At 57.8% G+C, this 15,960-nt stretch carries 16 protein-coding genes; 10 read left to right on the top strand and 6 right to left on the bottom strand.

The annotated features are described in order from the left end of the window. The first annotated feature begins 48 nt into the window (after positions 1-48). Together ACJO3M_RS16355 and ACJO3M_RS16360 are read left to right on the top strand one after the other, a co-directional pair. Positions 49-771, top strand: a complete 723-nt coding sequence (locus ACJO3M_RS16355) for a GntR family transcriptional regulator (protein WP_407002452.1) — start codon at positions 49-51, stop codon at positions 769-771. A 433-nt stretch (positions 772-1,204) separates the two neighbouring features. Beyond that, positions 1,205-1,474: a ComEA family DNA-binding protein gene (locus ACJO3M_RS16360; RefSeq protein WP_407002453.1), complete on the top strand. Its 270-nt coding sequence runs from the start codon at positions 1,205-1,207 to the stop codon at positions 1,472-1,474. A gap of 66 nt (positions 1,475-1,540) precedes the next feature. On the opposite strand, the gene ACJO3M_RS16365 is transcribed toward ACJO3M_RS16360, so the two are convergent. Continuing rightward, positions 1,541-2,731, bottom strand: a complete 1,191-nt coding sequence (locus tag ACJO3M_RS16365; RefSeq protein WP_407002454.1) for a benzoate/H(+) symporter BenE family transporter — start codon at positions 2,729-2,731, stop codon at positions 1,541-1,543. 85 nt (positions 2,732-2,816) lie between these two features. Next, on the bottom strand, positions 2,817-3,413 hold the full coding sequence (locus ACJO3M_RS16370; protein ID WP_407002455.1) for a glutathione S-transferase family protein: 597 nt from the start codon (positions 3,411-3,413) through the stop codon (positions 2,817-2,819). Positions 3,414-3,585: 172 nt separating this feature from the next. Here ACJO3M_RS16370 and ACJO3M_RS16375 point away from each other — a divergent pair, with 172 nt between their 5' ends. Together ACJO3M_RS16375 and ACJO3M_RS16380 are read left to right on the top strand one after the other, a co-directional pair. After that, a complete protein-coding gene (locus ACJO3M_RS16375) occupies positions 3,586-3,948 on the top strand; it encodes a winged helix-turn-helix transcriptional regulator (protein ID WP_407002456.1) in 363 nt (120 codons plus the stop codon). 94 nt (positions 3,949-4,042) lie between these two features. After that, complete coding sequence (locus ACJO3M_RS16380) at positions 4,043-4,978, top strand: DMT family transporter (RefSeq protein ID WP_407002457.1); 936 nt, start codon at positions 4,043-4,045, stop codon at positions 4,976-4,978. Here ACJO3M_RS16380 and gloA read toward each other — a convergent pair whose 3' ends face one another. Then, positions 4,979-5,527, bottom strand: a complete 549-nt coding sequence (gloA, locus tag ACJO3M_RS16385; RefSeq protein ID WP_407002458.1) for a lactoylglutathione lyase — start codon at positions 5,525-5,527, stop codon at positions 4,979-4,981. Positions 5,528-5,739: 212 nt separating this feature from the next. Between gloA and ACJO3M_RS16390 the strand changes: the two genes are divergently transcribed. From ACJO3M_RS16390 to ACJO3M_RS16410, 5 genes are all read left to right on the top strand, one after another. Then, positions 5,740-7,113, top strand: a complete 1,374-nt coding sequence (locus ACJO3M_RS16390) for a S41 family peptidase (RefSeq protein ID WP_407002459.1) — start codon at positions 5,740-5,742, stop codon at positions 7,111-7,113. Between the two features lie 44 nt (positions 7,114-7,157). Next, the gene (locus ACJO3M_RS16395) at positions 7,158-7,817 is read left to right on the top strand and encodes a GntR family transcriptional regulator (protein ID WP_407002460.1); all 660 of its coding nucleotides are present in this window, start codon (positions 7,158-7,160) and stop codon (positions 7,815-7,817) included. A gap of 23 nt (positions 7,818-7,840) precedes the next feature. After that, positions 7,841-8,899 carry a lysylphosphatidylglycerol synthase transmembrane domain-containing protein gene (locus ACJO3M_RS16400; protein WP_407002461.1) on the top strand — a complete coding sequence of 353 codons (1,059 nt, stop codon included), beginning with the start codon at positions 7,841-7,843 and terminating at the stop codon, positions 8,897-8,899. Next, entirely contained in the window at positions 8,896-11,133 is a 2,238-nt protein-coding gene (locus ACJO3M_RS16405; RefSeq protein WP_407002462.1) for a glycosyltransferase, read from the top strand. The genes ACJO3M_RS16400 and ACJO3M_RS16405 overlap by 4 nt, the downstream gene beginning before the upstream one ends. Positions 11,134-11,216: 83 nt before the next feature. Beyond that, positions 11,217-12,164, top strand: coding sequence for a YbgA family protein (locus ACJO3M_RS16410; RefSeq protein WP_407002463.1), 948 nt, complete (start codon positions 11,217-11,219; stop codon positions 12,162-12,164). 50 nt (positions 12,165-12,214) lie between these two features. Here ACJO3M_RS16410 and ACJO3M_RS16415 read toward each other — a convergent pair whose 3' ends face one another. The 3 genes from ACJO3M_RS16415 to ACJO3M_RS16425 all read right to left on the bottom strand — a co-directional run bounded on the left by ACJO3M_RS16415 (position 12,215) and on the right by ACJO3M_RS16425 (position 14,825). Continuing rightward, positions 12,215-12,943, bottom strand: coding sequence for a DUF481 domain-containing protein (locus ACJO3M_RS16415; protein WP_407002464.1), 729 nt, complete (start codon positions 12,941-12,943; stop codon positions 12,215-12,217). A gap of 12 nt (positions 12,944-12,955) precedes the next feature. Then, entirely contained in the window at positions 12,956-13,975 is a 1,020-nt protein-coding gene (trhO, locus tag ACJO3M_RS16420) for an oxygen-dependent tRNA uridine(34) hydroxylase TrhO (RefSeq protein ID WP_407002465.1), read from the bottom strand. A gap of 115 nt (positions 13,976-14,090) precedes the next feature. Next, positions 14,091-14,825 (bottom strand): DsbA family protein, encoded by a 735-nt coding sequence (locus ACJO3M_RS16425; RefSeq protein ID WP_407002466.1) that lies wholly within the window; start codon positions 14,823-14,825, stop codon positions 14,091-14,093. Between the two features lie 120 nt (positions 14,826-14,945). Between ACJO3M_RS16425 and ACJO3M_RS16430 the strand changes: the two genes are divergently transcribed. Beyond that, the gene (locus ACJO3M_RS16430; RefSeq protein WP_407002467.1) at positions 14,946-15,911 is read left to right on the top strand and encodes an NAD(P)H-dependent flavin oxidoreductase; all 966 of its coding nucleotides are present in this window, start codon (positions 14,946-14,948) and stop codon (positions 15,909-15,911) included. The last annotated feature ends 49 nt before the right edge of the window (positions 15,912-15,960 follow it).

Below are 15,960 nucleotides of genomic sequence, written 5' to 3' on the forward strand. Positions count from 1 at the left end.
CCCCCCCCCCCAAACTCCCAGTACAAAAGTCACGTAAAGAGCAACGCTATGACTCGAAAACCAGCGGTTAAACGCAAAGAAAGCATGGCCGACCGCGTCTACGAAGCCCTGAAGGATGACATCTTTGAGTTTCGATTGATCCCCGGAGACAAATTCAGCGAAGGCGATGTAGGAACCAGACTGAGTGCCAGCCGAACGCCCGTACGTGAAGCACTGTATCGATTGCAGCGGGAAGGCTACGTCGAGGTCCTGTTTCGCAGTGGGTGGCAGGTCAAGCCGTTTGACTTCCAGCAAGTTGAGGAACTATACGACCTGAGAATTACGTTGGAACGAGCGGCCATGCATAAAATCTGTGCTTTGGACGAGCCGCCACAAGCCTTGCGGACTCTAACGGCTATCTGGAATCCGGATCATCCTTCTGAGAGGGCCGTCGGAAGCACAGTCAGGGCACTGGACGAAAGTTTCCATTGCGATCTGGTTGCCGCTGCTGGCAACAGAGAGATGACCCGCATACATCGGGAAATTACCGATCGATTGCGAATTATCCGCCGCCTGGATTTCACCCGGGAAGATCGGGTGGATGCCACTTATGTAGAACACTCAGAAATTCTGGCCGCACTTCGAGCCGGAGAAGCAACCGACGCAGCCGACAAACTGACCAGCCACATCCGCATCTCCCAAAGGGCCGTGCGGGAGATCACCATGGAGCGAATCCGGGAGGCTGCGGAGGCCCATCGGGGCGGGCAAAAAATTGCCCCGGAAGGCGCGTAAATACTGAATTCCGGTTCATTTTCAGCCCACTCCATGAGCTTACAAATCTGTAAGAAATATCGCACAGGAGCGGGAGCGAATCTCCGGTTTGTACAAACCCCATCCCCTGTAGAATGACAACTGTCAGGGATGACAAGCCAGCAGGGAAGTTGGTACAGGGATGATAACTCCACGGATCAGGAGTTGCCCAGGGAGACGGGCATACAGGGACGACCACCAGGGATGAAGCACACAGGAAGTGTGCAGCCTGAAGGATCAGGCGGGGGTCAGACACGGATTGGGGGCCACATGGAATGTGGTCCTGTTCCGTGCACTTATTATACCTTCCAGTTTTTGCTCACCTGCAACAATCATCCACCAAGCGAACTTCTCTGCTGGCTGCGTTCTGGCACCTAACCATAACGATAGTATTCAGACTCAGGAGTTCAAATCCATGAAACGCACCCCGATGATTGCCACACTGGTACTGCTGTTCAGCCTGTTCACAGGCTTCGCCCACGCCGAACCCACGGCAATCAACATCAACACGGCAGACATCGAAACCCTGGCAAGCCTCAACGGCATTGGCCAGAGCAAGGCAGAAGCCATCGTCGCCTACCGCGAAGCCAACGGCCCTTTCCAGACGGCCGATGATCTGGTTAACGTCAAAGGCATTGGTGAAGTCACCGTCGAGAAGAACGCTGACAGCCTTACTGTTAAGTAAAACGAGTAACAGAATAATTGCCAGCGGGAAAACCCCGCTGGCAAGCCAGCTTACAAATTTGAACCTCTATGCACTGTCTGTGGATTCGACCGCTTTAGGACGGTACTGCAGGATAAACATAGACAGCATCCCGGCAACCATGCCCCAGAACGCCGCCCCCACACCAAACAGCGTGACGCCCGAAGCGGTAACCAGGAAGGTAATGAGCGCAGGTTCTCTATCCGTCTCTTCCTTAAGCGCTGTGGCCAGTCCATTCCCGATCGTACCAATCAGGGCAAGGCCGGCAATGGCCAGGATGAACTCATTGGGAAAAGCGGAAAAAAGTGCGCCGACCGTCGCACCGAAAAGACCCACCACCGTGTAAAAAACACCCGCCGCTACACCTGCAACGTAACGCCTGGATGGGTCTTCGTGTGCCTCTTTGCCCACGCATATTGCGGCGGTAATCGTGGCAAGGTTGAGAGCGTAGCACCCAAAGGGGGCAAGTACCGTTGTGGTAGCGCCGGTCCATCCGACCAACGGTGAAATCGGTGCGTTGTACCCCGAAGCTTTTAGCACGGTTAAGCCTGGCACATTCTGTGAAGCCATGGTCACCGCGAACAGCGGTAACGCAACCCCGATGACTGCCTGCCATGAAAACGTCGGCGCCACGAACACCGGTGTCGCCAGTGCCAGGTCTACCTCTGTGAAATTTAACGTCCCCTGTATGCCGGCGATAGAGGCACCCAACAATAGCGGCACCAGGATCGCATAGCGAGGGATCATTCGCCGTGCCACGAGATAGGAACCCAGCATCGACAAGACCATGGTGAACTCGGTGTTCAGGGACGCAAACGCATCCAGCCCAAACTGCAACAGAATGCCTGCCAACATACCCGCCGCAATAGACATGGGTATGCGGTTCATGACGCGCTCAAACCAGCCGGTAAATCCGCAGAGCGTGATGAGGGCACCTGAAATAATAAAAGCCCCGATCGCTTCGCTCATGGATATGCCCGCTGCACCGGTAATCAGCATGGCTGCGCCAGACGTGGACCAGGCAGTGGCAATGGGCATCTTGTAGTACAGCGACAAACCAATCCCGGTCGCCCCCATCCCAATGCCCAACGCCAACATCCATGATCCAATTTCTTCAGGGGTAGCACCCAGGGCCTGCGCTCCCTGGAAAACGATCACGGCCGAACTGGTGAAGCCCACGAGAACGGTTACGAAGCCGGCATTGATCGCCGATATTGAAAGGTCTTTTACGAAGCTCATGGTATTCCCCCTGTGTGCCAACATCCCGCTGACAGTTTCGTCCTTAGCCCAAAGGGGCCGAGACCCCTTTTGTTAACCCCCTTTGCTACGCTTCCTCCATCTGGACAGCGCGCGCAAAGGCGGGGTGGGCTTTGACCTGCTCAATGAGCGCCTGAACATTCGGACCCAACTGGATATCTACCGGGAATAGTGCACCCCAGTTGGCGTAGACCGTCAGCATCGTATCGACAACGGTCGGGGTTTCTCCGCACATGAAGCGGTTAGTTTCCAGGTGCTGCTCCACCGTTGCCCAGAGGTTGGAGATCATTGCGCCGGCTTTCTCATACGCTGCTTTCTGCGCGGCTTCATCGGTGATCGCCTGGGAAATGAAGAACAGGCGACCATAGGCCGGATGCAGGGTGGCATTGGCAAACAGCAGCTGTTGCAGGAATCGCGCTCGTGCCGGTTGCTGGGTGGGCAGCATGGCGCTGTTGTGCTTTTCCAGCAGATACAGAATGATGGCCACGCCCTCGCGAAGTACCAGGTCGCCGTCAACCAGAACCGGGACCTGGCCCATGGGATTGATGTGATCAAACTGGTCCGTCTGGTTGCGGTCCACGAGTTCTACAGGCGCATCCAGTTCGTTTAACAGAGCATGAATGGCCCGTGAGCATGCGCCGGGCATGTAGTAAAGCGTGTACATAAAAACCTCCTGTCAGATACTTGCTTTTGGTCTTCCGACCTCCGAAATCGAGTCTAGACAGTAGAGTTACCAAAGTATACGTAGTTTATAATGTATACTGCATTTAGCGGTTACCTCCTGGTAACCAGTCATCACTGGGTAGAACCATTACCTCAGCCAAGGAGTTCTTTACGTGCTTCCACGCCGGAAAAATCGTGTTGAGGCGCCTCCCGAGAGGTGTCCCCTCACCGAGTGCCTGTCCATTATCGGAGGTGCATGGACGCCCAATATCATCTGGTATTTGAGCCAACGCCCACGGCGATTTACCGAACTGAAAGCCGACATCCCCGGCATTTCGGCGAAGATGTTGACCGCCCGCCTGAAGAGACTGGAAGCGGATGGGGTGGTGGAACGACGCGTGGAGCCGACATCACCACCCAGCGTGGAATATCGTCTCTCCGCGCTTGGTCAGGAACTGAAGCCTGCCATAGAAGCGATTGTAGACGTGGGACATCGTTTAAAGGAACTCAACGACACGACCGATACTGAAACCTGATCTACTGGCACACCCGCCAACGCACTGTTAACCTCTCGCCCTGCTGACAACGGCGTATGGGAGAGAATGTGGTAGAGAGCGCGGTGGTGACCCAATGATTCATGGCGCAATTCTGATCGCCCTGGCCGCCCTGTTATGGGCGACGACCGGCATTGTGGCGAAATTCCTGTTTAACGGAACGGAGTTGCAGGCCATTACCCTGGGATTCCTGCGTTTGGTGGTCGCGCTGCCGTTTTTCTATGCTTTGATGCGCCGTGAACAGCGGGAACTGGCGGGCACGGCATCGGCTGTTTCCCTCCGAGACCTGACCCTGAAGGCCCTGATTCCCCTGGCGGCGCTGGGGTTATTCCAGGCGTTCTATCAGGGCAGTTACCTGCTGGCCGTTGACCTGACCGGCGCCGGTATTGCTACGCTGATTGCCCTCTGCCTGCCACCGGTGCTGGTGGCCATTATGGCGGCACCACTGCTGGGCGAGCGCCCGGGGCTGGTGACGGTGCTGGCACTGATCGCGGCGATCATGGGTACCGGCATGCTGGTGATCAGCGATATGGACACCACCGGCCAACTGCGCCTGGCCGGCATCCTGATGGCCTTGCTCGCTGCGGTGGTGTATACGGGATTTACCCTGACCAGCCGCTATAATTCCGCCGGCACACCGGTGTTCACCACGGCCTTTATCTGTTTCCTGACCGCTGCGTTGATCCTGTTGCCCGTGGTGGCGCTAACCGGCGGTTTTAGCGGGCTGACGACTCTCGAGCTCAGGCACTGGCTGATGGTCGCCTACATCGGCGTGGTGCCAACCTGCATCGGCTACGTCTGTTTCTTTTCCGGCATGAAAACCACACCGGCGACCCTGTCCAGCATCATCGTGACCCTGGAGCCGCTGTTTGTGGCGCTGTTGGCGTGGGTGATTCTCGGGGAGGTACTCGGGGTGATCGGTATCGCGGGGGCGCTGATTCTCACTACAGCGGTGATCGTGGCTTCCAGGAGCAGCGCCGGGAAGGCTCCCGGCACTGCCAGCGCTGACTGATCAGTTGTCCTTGCGCTGCTTCTCCAGCATGTTTGGCTGCAGGATTTCGATCCAGTAGCCGTCCGGATCCGCGATAAACGCCAGGCCTTTCATTTTGCCATCGTCTGGCCTCTTCACAAACTCCACACCAAGCTGTTCAAAACGGTCGCAGGCAGCGTAGACATCCGGCACCGCGATACCGATGTGGCCAAAGCCCTGGGGCTCGTCGTTGCCGTTGTGGTAGCCAAAGCCTTCTTCATCTTCTGTGCCCCAGTTATGGGTCAGCTCAAGCATGGCTTCACGGCCGAAGATAAAGGTGGTTCTGTGGGCGTCGTCCGTGGGCACGGTGTTGGCCTGGCGGTCGTCCAGGTAGGCCAGGAAATACAGGGTAAATTTCATTTCCGGGAAATCGAGCTTCCGGACCAGGCGCATGCCCATTACCCGGGTGTAGAAGTCCATGGAGCGCTCGGGGTCTTTGATGCGCATCATGGTCTGGTTGAACACGTAGCCTTCGGTTTCGGGCACGGGTGCTTCGTGCAGGCCTGGGGCTTGTTCGAAGTGCTTGGGCATGGGGTGCTCCCTTTTATGGGTTCAGGATTCATATATTAAACAGGTCGCCCTTAAGGCGGTGACTGAACCCGATGATAAAGCGTTCAGGGCAGGCTTCCAATCAGGGATCGGCACGACCCCGCAGGATGACCGCCAGCGATTGTTCGAGGACTAAGCTATCCTCTGTTGATAGTCGACGACGTTTTCAGCCTCCTGCATTCTGGACCCTTGCCATGAAATTCGCCCGCCGAACCAAGAGGTCCCCGTCTGCAACCGATTTCGGTCACCTGCAAGGTGTTTGGCGATCCCTGGGCTATGGCAAGGTGCTGCTGATCGAGGAAGACCAATTCACCTTTTTCGAGGAAACCGCGATCAGTTGCCTGCCGCTGTTCTCCGGGTCGCTCGATGAGTTGAGCGAGCGTTACGATACCCTGACGGTATCACCCGGCGGACAGGCCTTCAGCGCCCACCGGGCAACAGGGGTAACCCGCATCGGTTTTCGCCGCCTCAAGGCCCTGCCGGCAACCGTGGCCGATACCCGCGGCCGGAACCCGGAAGATCCGGAGTACAACTTCGAGGTGTTCTGGCACACTTTTGCGGAGCAATACGCTCTGTTCGACCTCAAGGGCGTGGACTGGCATCAGGCGTATCGGGATTTCCGCCCCAGGATCACACCGGGCTGTCACCCGGAGGTACTTTACGCCACCCTGGTGGCCATGCTTCACCTGCTGCGGGACGGCCACGTCCACCTGTACTCGTCCTGGGGACAGTACAACTCCGCCCCCCTGCCCGCTATCTTCAAGCGCCTGGACGACGAACTGGAGGCGGCCGACACCACCGAGGATATCGACAGCTACCTGGGCGGGCTGCGTGCGTGGCTGCGCGAGGTGATTCACAACGACTATCTGGGTGGCCGCGTCCACCAGGGCGGCAATCGCCTGGTTGAGTGGGGCCGCCTGAGCGACGACACCGGTTACCTCAACATCCAGGCCATGGCGGGCCAAAGCGGCAGGATCGGTTATCCGGCGGACGACCTGGCCGCCATCCACGCCCTGATGCAACAGGTGATGGCAGAGGTGGGCCACCTGCCCAATCTGGTGGTGGATGTACGGGGTAACGGTGGCGGCTACGACGGCGTGGCGCTCTGCTTCGCCTCCTACCTGATGGACCGGAAACGCCTGGCTTTCACCAAGTCCGCCCGGCAGGGCAATGGTTACACCGGCCGGCAGGCGATCCATGTATCGCCCGCCACCGCCGGGACTTATCGTGGGAACCTGTTCGTGCTGACCAGCGAGCTCACCGCCAGCGCCGCTGAAATTTTCGTGCTTGCGTTACTGCAACATCCCCGCGTGACGCTGATAGGCGAGCCCACCCAGGGCATCCTTTCAGACACTCTGGAACGCCAACTGCCCAACGGCTGGGAACTGACCCTGTCAAACGAGATCTACCGGGCCTCTGATGGAGAGATCTACGAAGATGTGGGCATCCCGCCCCACATTCGCCTTAGGTTCCTGGGTCGCCGTGGCCGGGAAGCCGGCCGGGACCCGATGCTGGACCACTTGCTGAGAGAGAATCGGCATGGCGACGTAGTCGGCCGGAAGCTGTAAGGCTGTGATAGACTTGGCTTTTACGTTCCGTTCAGAGAGCCCTTATGGATTTTCAGGTTCCCAATACCCTTGCCGAGCAAATAGCCAACTATCTCGCCGAACGCATCATGACTGGCCAGATCCGGCCCGGTGAACGGATTCATGAAGCCACCACCGCCACAGACCTGAAGGTCAGCCGTGCCTCGGTGAAGGAGGCGCTTTATACTCTGGAGCGCTGGCACCTGGTGGACATCACACCACGCAAGGGGGCTTCAGCAACGCGGCTGGATGCGGCCCATGCGTCCGAGCTGTATGACGTGTACATGCACCTGTTGTTAATGCTGGCAGCCAAGGTGTGTGAACGGTGGCAGGAGGATGACAAGCCACGGATGCTGGATGTGGTCGGGGCGGTGATTGAGCAGATGAAAAAACCATCGGTCGACATTACGGCGGTGGTGGAAGCCAGTTTCGACGTGATGGAAGTCTGCTGTGAAGTGGCTCGGAACCCCTACCTCACCGAAGCGCTCTCCAATTTCAAGCCGGCGGTGAGCCGTGCCTACTACCTGAGCGCGGAACGGTACCGTCAGGGCCTGGCACAGACCAGTGAGTTTTTCACCCAACTGCCACAGGCGGTTCTGGCAAGGGATGCTGACAAGGCACAGTCTCTGATCCATGACTTTGCCGAGCACCAGAAAGCCCTGATCCAACAGGCGCTGGCTTCCTAGGCCACGCATCCAGCAGGCGCCCGATGACCGACGCAACCGATATCAGCTACTCGAAACGCTCCTCCTGGCGAAGACTGACGGCCTTCAGTCTGGCATTTATCGCGCTGACGGCTATCGGCCTGTATGTCGTTTACGATCTGTTTGCCGAGCGCAGCTTCAGTTTCGATTCCGACCTGTTATCCGCGCAGATGCTGGTCGCTGTCGCTGGATTGCTGTTCATCTATTTTCTGTCCGACGGCTTGCGGTTGTACTTCACCCTGAAGGCACTTGGACATCAGATGCCCCTGGGGACAATGTTCCGCCTGGTGTTCCTCAACCTGTTCTTTTCCAATGTCACGCCCATGGCTACGGGCGGCGGCTTCGCACAGATCTGGTACCTGCATCACCATGGCGTGCCCGTCGGGCGGGCCACTGCTGCCACCACCATCCGCACGGTTCTGGCGGTGTTTTTCATATTCTCCCTGACACCGGTTTTCCTGGTCACTCTGGATGCCCTTGATGGCGATACCCTGGCCGGTGACGTGGGTATGGCGCTGGCCATTTTCGTGCTCATCTACCTGGGCTTCTTCACCGTTCTTTTGCTCCGTACCCATTGGCTGATCCGGCCGCTCAGCCGTTTTCTGAAGAGACTCCATCACTTCCATCTGATCAGTGACGCCCGCCACCGGCGCTGGCAATTCAAGGCAAGACGGGAAATGCTCAGGTTTTCACGCAGTTTCCGTGACTACCTCGGCGGTCGCCCCCTGTTTATCGGCCTGTCGGTTCTGTTCACCGCGATCTTCCTTCTCAGTCTGTTCAGCTTCCCTGCCCTGCTTATCCATGGACTGGGCTATGATGTGGACTACCTGATTTCCCTGGGGCTGCTGGTGGTGACCACGTTTATCATGTATTTCGCGCCAACCCCGGGTGCATCCGGCATCTCCGAGGGTGTCTTTGGCAGCTTCTTCCGGGATATTCTGTCTGGTAACCATCTGATTCTGGTGATTGTGAGCTGGCGCCTGCTGACCATCTATCTGGGCATGCTGATCGGCCTGGTGGTTCTCCAGAGGGAGCTGATCAAGAACCGCAGGACATCCGGATGATTTTCCGAAACCCGTTGAAGTGGCTGTTTTACCTTTGCCTGGCGATCGTGCTCCTGCTGGTTGGCTATAAGGCCTACCTGAACCTGTTCCTGGAAGACTTTGACGGCATACATACCGAACAGGTGGAACGGATTCACCGGGACGTCCGGGAGGGCGCCCCCTTCAGCTTCGCTGTGGTTGGTAACATCAACAACTCTATCGGCATCTTCGAAGACCGGATCATTCCGGAGCTCAACCGCTCGGGTATCGACTTCATGGTGTCGGCGGGCAATGCTGTCAGCGGTGGCGGCGAGGACAAGTATCGCGCCCTGTACGGTTCCCTCAACCATCTCACTATCCCCTACCTGCTCACCTTTGGCGCCCATGAGTATGAGGAGTTTGGCAGTTTCCGGTTCTACGACCACTTCGGACCGCACTTCTACAGCATCCTGGCAGGCAACAGCCGGCTGATTTTTCTGGACAGCACCGGGAAAACCTCCTGGCAATGGCAGATGCGCTGGCTGAACGACCTGCTGAGCCAGGACACGTCCGCCACCAGGATCCTGTTTGTCGGCCACCCGCCAGTAGAGCCGGACGTCGATGCGCCGTTCGACGAGCGGGACGACTACCTGGCCCCGGATGAATTTCGGGAGGCGCTGCTGCGCACGATAGAGGAACACAACATCGACCTTGTGTTCTCCGCCAACCTTTCCCTGTATTCGGACCGTCTGGTGGGAGATACCCGGTTTATCACCACCGGTGGTGCCGGTGGACTGGTTCTGAATAACGACACCAGTTTCTACCATTTCGTGCGGGTAGACGTGAGCCCGACCGGCGAAGTCAGCCACTCCCTCCAGCGCCTGGAAGTGGGCCAGCACCCCGTCCTCGAGCGCCTGGAGGGTCTCTGGTTTTTTATCTACTCGCTGCTTTACACCGGCTACCTCAACTTCATCCTTATCGTCACGCTTTTTGCGGCCATTGCCATCAAGCTCTATGCCGCCATCTTTGTCGGTAAGGATTACTACCCGGATTACGATCTGGACCCGACGCCCTGGCAAGAGAAATCGCTGAAAGTGGCGATGTTCACCAACAACTACCTGCCCTTTATTGGTGGCGTTCCGCTCTCTATCGAGCGGCTGCGGCGCGGCCTGGAGCACCTGGGCGACAAGCTGCTGGTGGTAGCCCCCAGCTACAAGGATCAGCCCGAGGCGGAAGAACAGGTACTGCGGGTGCCCTCATTACTCGCCATGGGCCAGAAGCGGGAATTCCGGCTGGCGAATATTTTCCTGGCCCGCATCCGCAAGCGGGTGCGGTCTTTCCGTCCGGATATTATCCACCTGCACCACCCGTTCTGGCTGGGATCCCTGGGGCTGTTCATGGCGCGGCGGCTGAGGGTGCCGGCCATCTATACCTACCATACGCGGCTGGAGCATTACGCCCATTTTGTGCCCCTGCCCGGCATGCTGTTCCGCAACCTGATTTCCCATGCGCTGATCAAGCGATTTGCCAACAAGTGCGACGGGGTCATCGTTCCCACCTACTCCACGGAAGAATACCTGCGGATGATCGGGGTAAAGACGCCGACGTTTGTGCAGCCGACCGGCATCGAATACCAGCGGTTTCAACAGGTAAGCCCGGAGGAGATCGAGAAACTGCGGCAGTCCCTGGGGCTGGGGGAAGAAAAGGTCTTTGTCAGCGTGTCCCGGCTCTCCAACGAGAAGAACATCGACTTCATGATCGAAGCGATGGATTCACTACGGCAGCAGACGGACGTGCCGTTCCATTTCCTGATGATCGGGGATGGCCATCAGCGGGACCGTTTGCAGACGAAAATCCGGGACCTTGGCCTGGAACAATACGTCACTCTGGTGGGCGCCGTGCCGCCGGAGGACATGGCGACCTGGTATCGGCTCGGGGATGCATTTCTGTTTGCCTCCAAATCCGAGACCCAGGGCATGGTGATCCTGGAGGCTATGGCGGCCGGCCTGCCGGTTGTCGCGGTGCGTTCCAGCGGCATTGAAGACGTGGTCCGCGATGGATTCAACGGCTTCAAAACCCCGGAGAGACAGGATCAGTGGTGCGCACAGGCGAAGCGCCTGCTGGAGGACGATGAGCTGAGGCAGGAACTGGCGGAACAGGCACTCGCTTTTGCCGGGGACTTTTCCGTGGAACAGTTTGCCCGGGATGTCCACGACATCTACGCAACCACCCTGGCGCTGACAGCCAAGAAGCGCCGTCGCCCCGGTCATGAGTAGAAATACATTTCCACCGCGCCCTCTGATCGATTTACACTGCAATCACGTATTTCCTGTGACGATTCACTACCGGGAGGCAACACGTGAGCGGCATACCAGTTGGGATCAGCACCTGTCTGCTGGGCAAAGAGGTTCGCCACGATGGCGGCCACAAGCATTCCCGTTATTGCACCCAGGTACTTTCGAAGCATTTTGAGTTCCGCTCCATCTGTCCGGAGCTGGAAGCCGGCCTGGGCGTGCCACGCCCAGCCATTCACCTTCGGGAATACCCGGAGGGACTGCGACTGATAGAAACCAAAGGCACCGCTGACCACACCGACGCCATGCAGTCGTTCATTGATGAGGTGCTGCCATCACTGGCCCATCTTCGTGGTTACATCCTGATGGCCAAATCCCCCAGCTGCGGCATGGAGCGTATCAAGATCCATAACGAGGAAGGCCGGGTGGTGCATCGTGATGGGCGCGGCATGTTTGCCGAGGCTCTGATCAAGGCCTTTCCGCTGATGCCCGTTGAGGAAGAGGGCCGACTGAACGATGACATGCTGCGGGAGAACTTCATCGAGCGGGTGTTCGCCTACGACGACTGGATGCAGAACGTGGCGGGCGACAAGCTCTCACCCCAGGCACTGATCGAGTTCCATACCCGCCACAAGTTTCAGTTGCTGGCCCATTCGGAACGCATCTACCGCCAGCTTGGCCCGATGCTGGGGGACCTGAAATCCGGACCACTGCCGGATCTCGCCGATCGGTACATTTATAGTTTCATGGAAGCCATGAGCCAGAAAGTCAGCCGCGGCTCCCATGTGAATGCCATGCAACACCTGATGGGGTACCTGCGGGATTCAATGGCGGACGAGGACCGTAAGGTGCTGATGGAACAGATTGACGCCTACCACCGTGGAGAGGTCCCGTTGGTGGTTCCCATGACGCTGCTGCGTATGGCGCAACGAAGGGAACCGGTGGATTACCTTCACACCCAGCGTTATCTCACGCCTTACCCGGATGAGCTGGGGTTACGCAACAAGGTGTAGCCGCCAATAAAAAACGGGCCCCGCGAGGCCCGTTTTTTTGTGCCCGGTATTCAGAAACCGTACAACAGTGACACAGAGGTCTCAGTATCGGTCTTATCAGAATCGAGCGGAGCATTGGACACGTGCTTGACCCGGTAAGCTATTTTCAGGGAAAGATTACCGACGACGTTTGCCTGCAGCGACGTTTCCGATTCGGTGATGACGTTGTTCTCGTCCAGACCGATTTCCGAGCTCAGCTTCTGACGAAACAGGGCGTTCTCTGACAGGGCAAAGTCCAACTGCGCCGCCAGGCGGGCAATCGCCTCTTCTTCATCCCGGTTGCCATCTTCGTCCGGCTCTTCCAGCTTGTTGAAACGATAACCAACACCCGCTGACAGATCGAGGAAGGATTCATCGCCCCAACGCAGGATGCGGTTACCGTAACCGGTGGTCGCGGACGACTGGAAGTCGTATCCGGAGAACCGATCGTCCTCGTAACCTCCGCGCAGGAACCAGTACTGGTGGTCATCGAACTTGTAGTTGGTTTCCAGGTCGGCCCGGTAGCGTTCGGCCGTGGTCTCGTCTTCGGCCTCGGAATAGGCTGAACGGAAGTTACCGATGTTGCGCCATTCGATGACTTCGTGGATCAGGCCAAGACGGCCGTTGACGTTGGTTTCCTCGGTGTTGCCCGTGGTCTTGAGCACACCCAGTTCCGCCTCGCCTTCCCAGTCTTTCGCATCTGCCATCGCCAGGGGCGACATCAGAATCGCGGTAATGGCCGTTGCCTGTCTCAATCCCATGGAATCTCCTTGTTACGCTTTCGCGGATTTCCCGGCCTGCTCCCCCGCCAGACTCTTACGGGCCTGACGTTCGCGCTCCGCTTTCTTGCGGGCCTTGCGCTCGGCGATCATACGGGCCGCCTCGCCGCCCACATGGGCTTCGCCACGTTCTTCCGCCAGGCGCATCTGCCGCTCACGCTCTGCAAACCGTGCTTTCTGTTCTTCCGTCAGTGATTCAATACACTGATGGCAGCTCACACCCTGCTCGTACTCCGGGCGCTGCTTGTCTTCTTCGGTGATCGGGCGCCGGCAGGCATGGCACTGGTCGTATTCGCCCCGCTCAAGCTTGTGGTTGACGGTGACACGATCATCGAAAACAAAACACTCGCCCTGCCAGAGGCTCTGTTCCTCCGGGACGTCTTCCAGATATTTCAGGATGCCGCCCTGCAGGTGGTACACCTCTTCAAAGCCCTGCTCTTTCAGAAAGGCCGTGGACTTTTCGCAGCGGATACCACCGGTGCAGAACATGGCGACCTTCTTGTGTCTGGAAGGGTCCAGATTCTGCTGCACATACTCGGGGAATTCACGGAAGGTTTCAGTGGCCGGATTGACGGCATTTTTGAACGTTCCGATTTCCACCTCGTACTGGTTGCGGGTGTCCACCAGAACTACGTCCGGATCGGAAATCAGATCATTCCAGTCTTTCGGCTGCACGTAGGTGCCGACGATGCGCTTGGGATCGATGCCATCGACCCCCATGGTGACGATCTCTTTCTTGAGCTTCACCTTGGTGCGCTTGAACGGCTGGATATCCACGAAGGATTCCTTGTAATCAATGCCGTCGAAACGCTCATCGCTGCCCAGCCATTCCTTGATGGCATCAACACCTTCGCGGCTGCCGGCGATGGTGCCGTTGATGCCTTCCCGTGCCAGCAACAGAGTGCCGTGCACGTCCTTCTCCAGCATCAGGTCCAGCAGCGGCTGGCGAAGGGTTTTATAATCATTCAGTACTGCGAACTTGTAGAGCGCGCAAACAACTACGTCATTGCTCATGTTTTTCTCCTGCGGGCCGGACCGTAAATCCGGAGCATGTATTTGCATCCACCTCCCGCACCACCGGGGTTACGGGAGGGGCGCAAATTTTAACCAACTGAGCGATGCGATCAAGTTAATCCTGTTTATTGTCCGCCAGCTCGCGCTCCACGACAGCGGATAACTGCCCCCAGCCGGGACGGGTCAGGCGTATATTGTCGACCAGTACGGTCGGGGTGCTGGTCACCCGCAGCTGCATGGCCACCTGCCGGCTCTGCTCAACGGCTTCCCTATGCAGTTCGGTATTCATGCAGCGACGAAAACGACGTTCTTCCAGACCCAGGTCATTGGCGTAGCGGGTAAAGGTTGCCACCGGATCACCCGATCCACTCCACTCGGTCTGTTTTTCAAACAGTTGATCGTGCATGGGCCAGTAGGCATTCTGATCACCGGCGCATCTGGCCGCCTGGGCCGCCGGCATGGCGTTCTGGTGCTGCTGCAACGGCAAATCGAAATAAACAAACCGTACCTGTCCGGACTCTACATACTTTTCTTTCAGCTGCTGGCTGGCATCGGAGAACCGCCCGCAGGCCGGGCACTGGTAATCAGCAAATTCGCGAACTACTACCGGGGCTTCAGCATCACCCACGGAAACGCCGTAACGATCCAGCTCCGCCGGAAACGCATCGGCGTTCGGGGCGGCCACTGGCAACTCATCGGATGTCGGGTCCGGTGAGGCGGTGAGGAAGAACACGCCGATAATGGCGAGCACAACAACCAGGATCGAAGCGCCCACAATCAGAGGTTTGCGACTGTTGTCTTTCCTGGGTGGAGGGGCACCGGTTTCCTTGCGTCGTTTGGCTTCACCCATAAGAACTCCTTTTTATTCATTGGTGTGTTATTGATTTTCAAAGCCTGTGTTCAGGGATTGGTGAGCACGCTAAGATCCTTTATATCCTACAAAAGTTCCAACAAAAATTAAGGAATACTCATGGCACTGCCCGAATCTTTGAAGAATACGTTGTCCCTGCCCCTGATTGCCGCGCCCATGTTTCTGATCTCCGGTCCGGAACTGGCGCTGGCCTGCTGCAAGCGGGGCATTGTCGGAAGCTTTCCCGCACTGAACCAGCGTACCAGTGAGGGATGCGAGGAGTGGCTTATCCAGATGAACCGGGAACTGGATACGTACAGGGAGCAACACCCGGATCAGCCCGTGGCGCCGTACGCGGTCAACCTGATCGTTCACAAAACCAATCCCCGTTGGCAGGCCGATCTGGAGTTGTGCGTCAAACATCAGGTGCCCATCGTCATTACATCACTCGGGGCGGCGAGTCAGGTGGTGCAAGCGGTACACAGTTATGGCGGCCTGGTTTTTCATGATGTGACCAACCAGAAGCATGCACGCAAGGCGGCCGAAGCCGGCGTGGACGGCATTATTGCGGTCGCGGCTGGAGCCGGCGGCCATGCGGGGACCATCAACCCGTTTGTGCTGGTGCATGAAATCCGCGAGGTGTTCGATGGCGCCATTATCCTTGCCGGTGGTTTGTCCCACGGTGAAGACCTCCTGGCGGCGCAGGCCATGGGCGCCGACCTGTCGTATATGGGCACCCGCTTTATCAATACCGAGGAATCCCAGGCGGAGGACGCCTACCGCAACATGATCATCGAAGCGGTTTCGGCGGACATCATCCACACCCCGGCTGTATCCGGCATTCCGGCGAGTTTCATGCGCCAGAGTCTGGAAGCGGCGGGATTTCCCATGGACAAACTCCAGCAGGCGGGCGAGATCAATTACGGCGAAAAGCTGAAGCCGATCGATGATGAAGCCAAGGCGTGGAAAACCGTATGGTCAGCGGGACAAGGGGTCAGCCAGATTCACGATGTGCCATCGGTGGAGGCACTGGTCGCCCGGTTGAGTGACGAGTATCACTCGGCCCGATCGGCGCTGTGCGGCTGAGGCACGGAGAATGAAAACGGGGCCAGTGAGGCCCCGTTTTCATTCCGGC

It is taken from the genome of Marinobacter alkalisoli, assembly GCF_045449795.1.
Classification (GTDB): Bacteria; Pseudomonadota; Gammaproteobacteria; order Pseudomonadales; family Oleiphilaceae; genus Marinobacter.

Excerpts from the sequence above, each read along its gene's own strand:
- ACJO3M_RS16400 (WP_407002461.1), top strand. The coding sequence starts at position 7,841 with ATGACCGACGCAACCGATATCAGCTACTCGAAACGCTCCTCCTGGCGA.
- ACJO3M_RS16390 (WP_407002459.1), top strand. The coding sequence starts at position 5,740 with ATGAAATTCGCCCGCCGAACCAAGAGGTCCCCGTCTGCAACCGATTTC.
- ACJO3M_RS16380 (WP_407002457.1), top strand. The coding sequence starts at position 4,043 with ATGATTCATGGCGCAATTCTGATCGCCCTGGCCGCCCTGTTATGGGCG.
- ACJO3M_RS16405 (WP_407002462.1), top strand. The coding sequence starts at position 8,896 with ATGATTTTCCGAAACCCGTTGAAGTGGCTGTTTTACCTTTGCCTGGCG.
- ACJO3M_RS16430 (WP_407002467.1), top strand. The coding sequence starts at position 14,946 with ATGGCACTGCCCGAATCTTTGAAGAATACGTTGTCCCTGCCCCTGATT.
- ACJO3M_RS16370 (WP_407002455.1), bottom strand. The coding sequence starts at position 3,413 with ATGTACACGCTTTACTACATGCCCGGCGCATGCTCACGGGCCATTCAT.
- ACJO3M_RS16415 (WP_407002464.1), bottom strand. The coding sequence starts at position 12,943 with ATGGGATTGAGACAGGCAACGGCCATTACCGCGATTCTGATGTCGCCC.
- ACJO3M_RS16355 (WP_407002452.1), top strand. The coding sequence starts at position 49 with ATGACTCGAAAACCAGCGGTTAAACGCAAAGAAAGCATGGCCGACCGC.
- ACJO3M_RS16425 (WP_407002466.1), bottom strand. The coding sequence starts at position 14,825 with ATGGGTGAAGCCAAACGACGCAAGGAAACCGGTGCCCCTCCACCCAGG.
- ACJO3M_RS16365 (WP_407002454.1), bottom strand. The coding sequence starts at position 2,731 with ATGAGCTTCGTAAAAGACCTTTCAATATCGGCGATCAATGCCGGCTTC.
- ACJO3M_RS16395 (WP_407002460.1), top strand. The coding sequence starts at position 7,158 with ATGGATTTTCAGGTTCCCAATACCCTTGCCGAGCAAATAGCCAACTAT.
- gloA (WP_407002458.1), bottom strand. The coding sequence starts at position 5,527 with ATGCCCAAGCACTTCGAACAAGCCCCAGGCCTGCACGAAGCACCCGTG.
- trhO (WP_407002465.1), bottom strand. The coding sequence starts at position 13,975 with ATGAGCAATGACGTAGTTGTTTGCGCGCTCTACAAGTTCGCAGTACTG.
- ACJO3M_RS16360 (WP_407002453.1), top strand. The coding sequence starts at position 1,205 with ATGAAACGCACCCCGATGATTGCCACACTGGTACTGCTGTTCAGCCTG.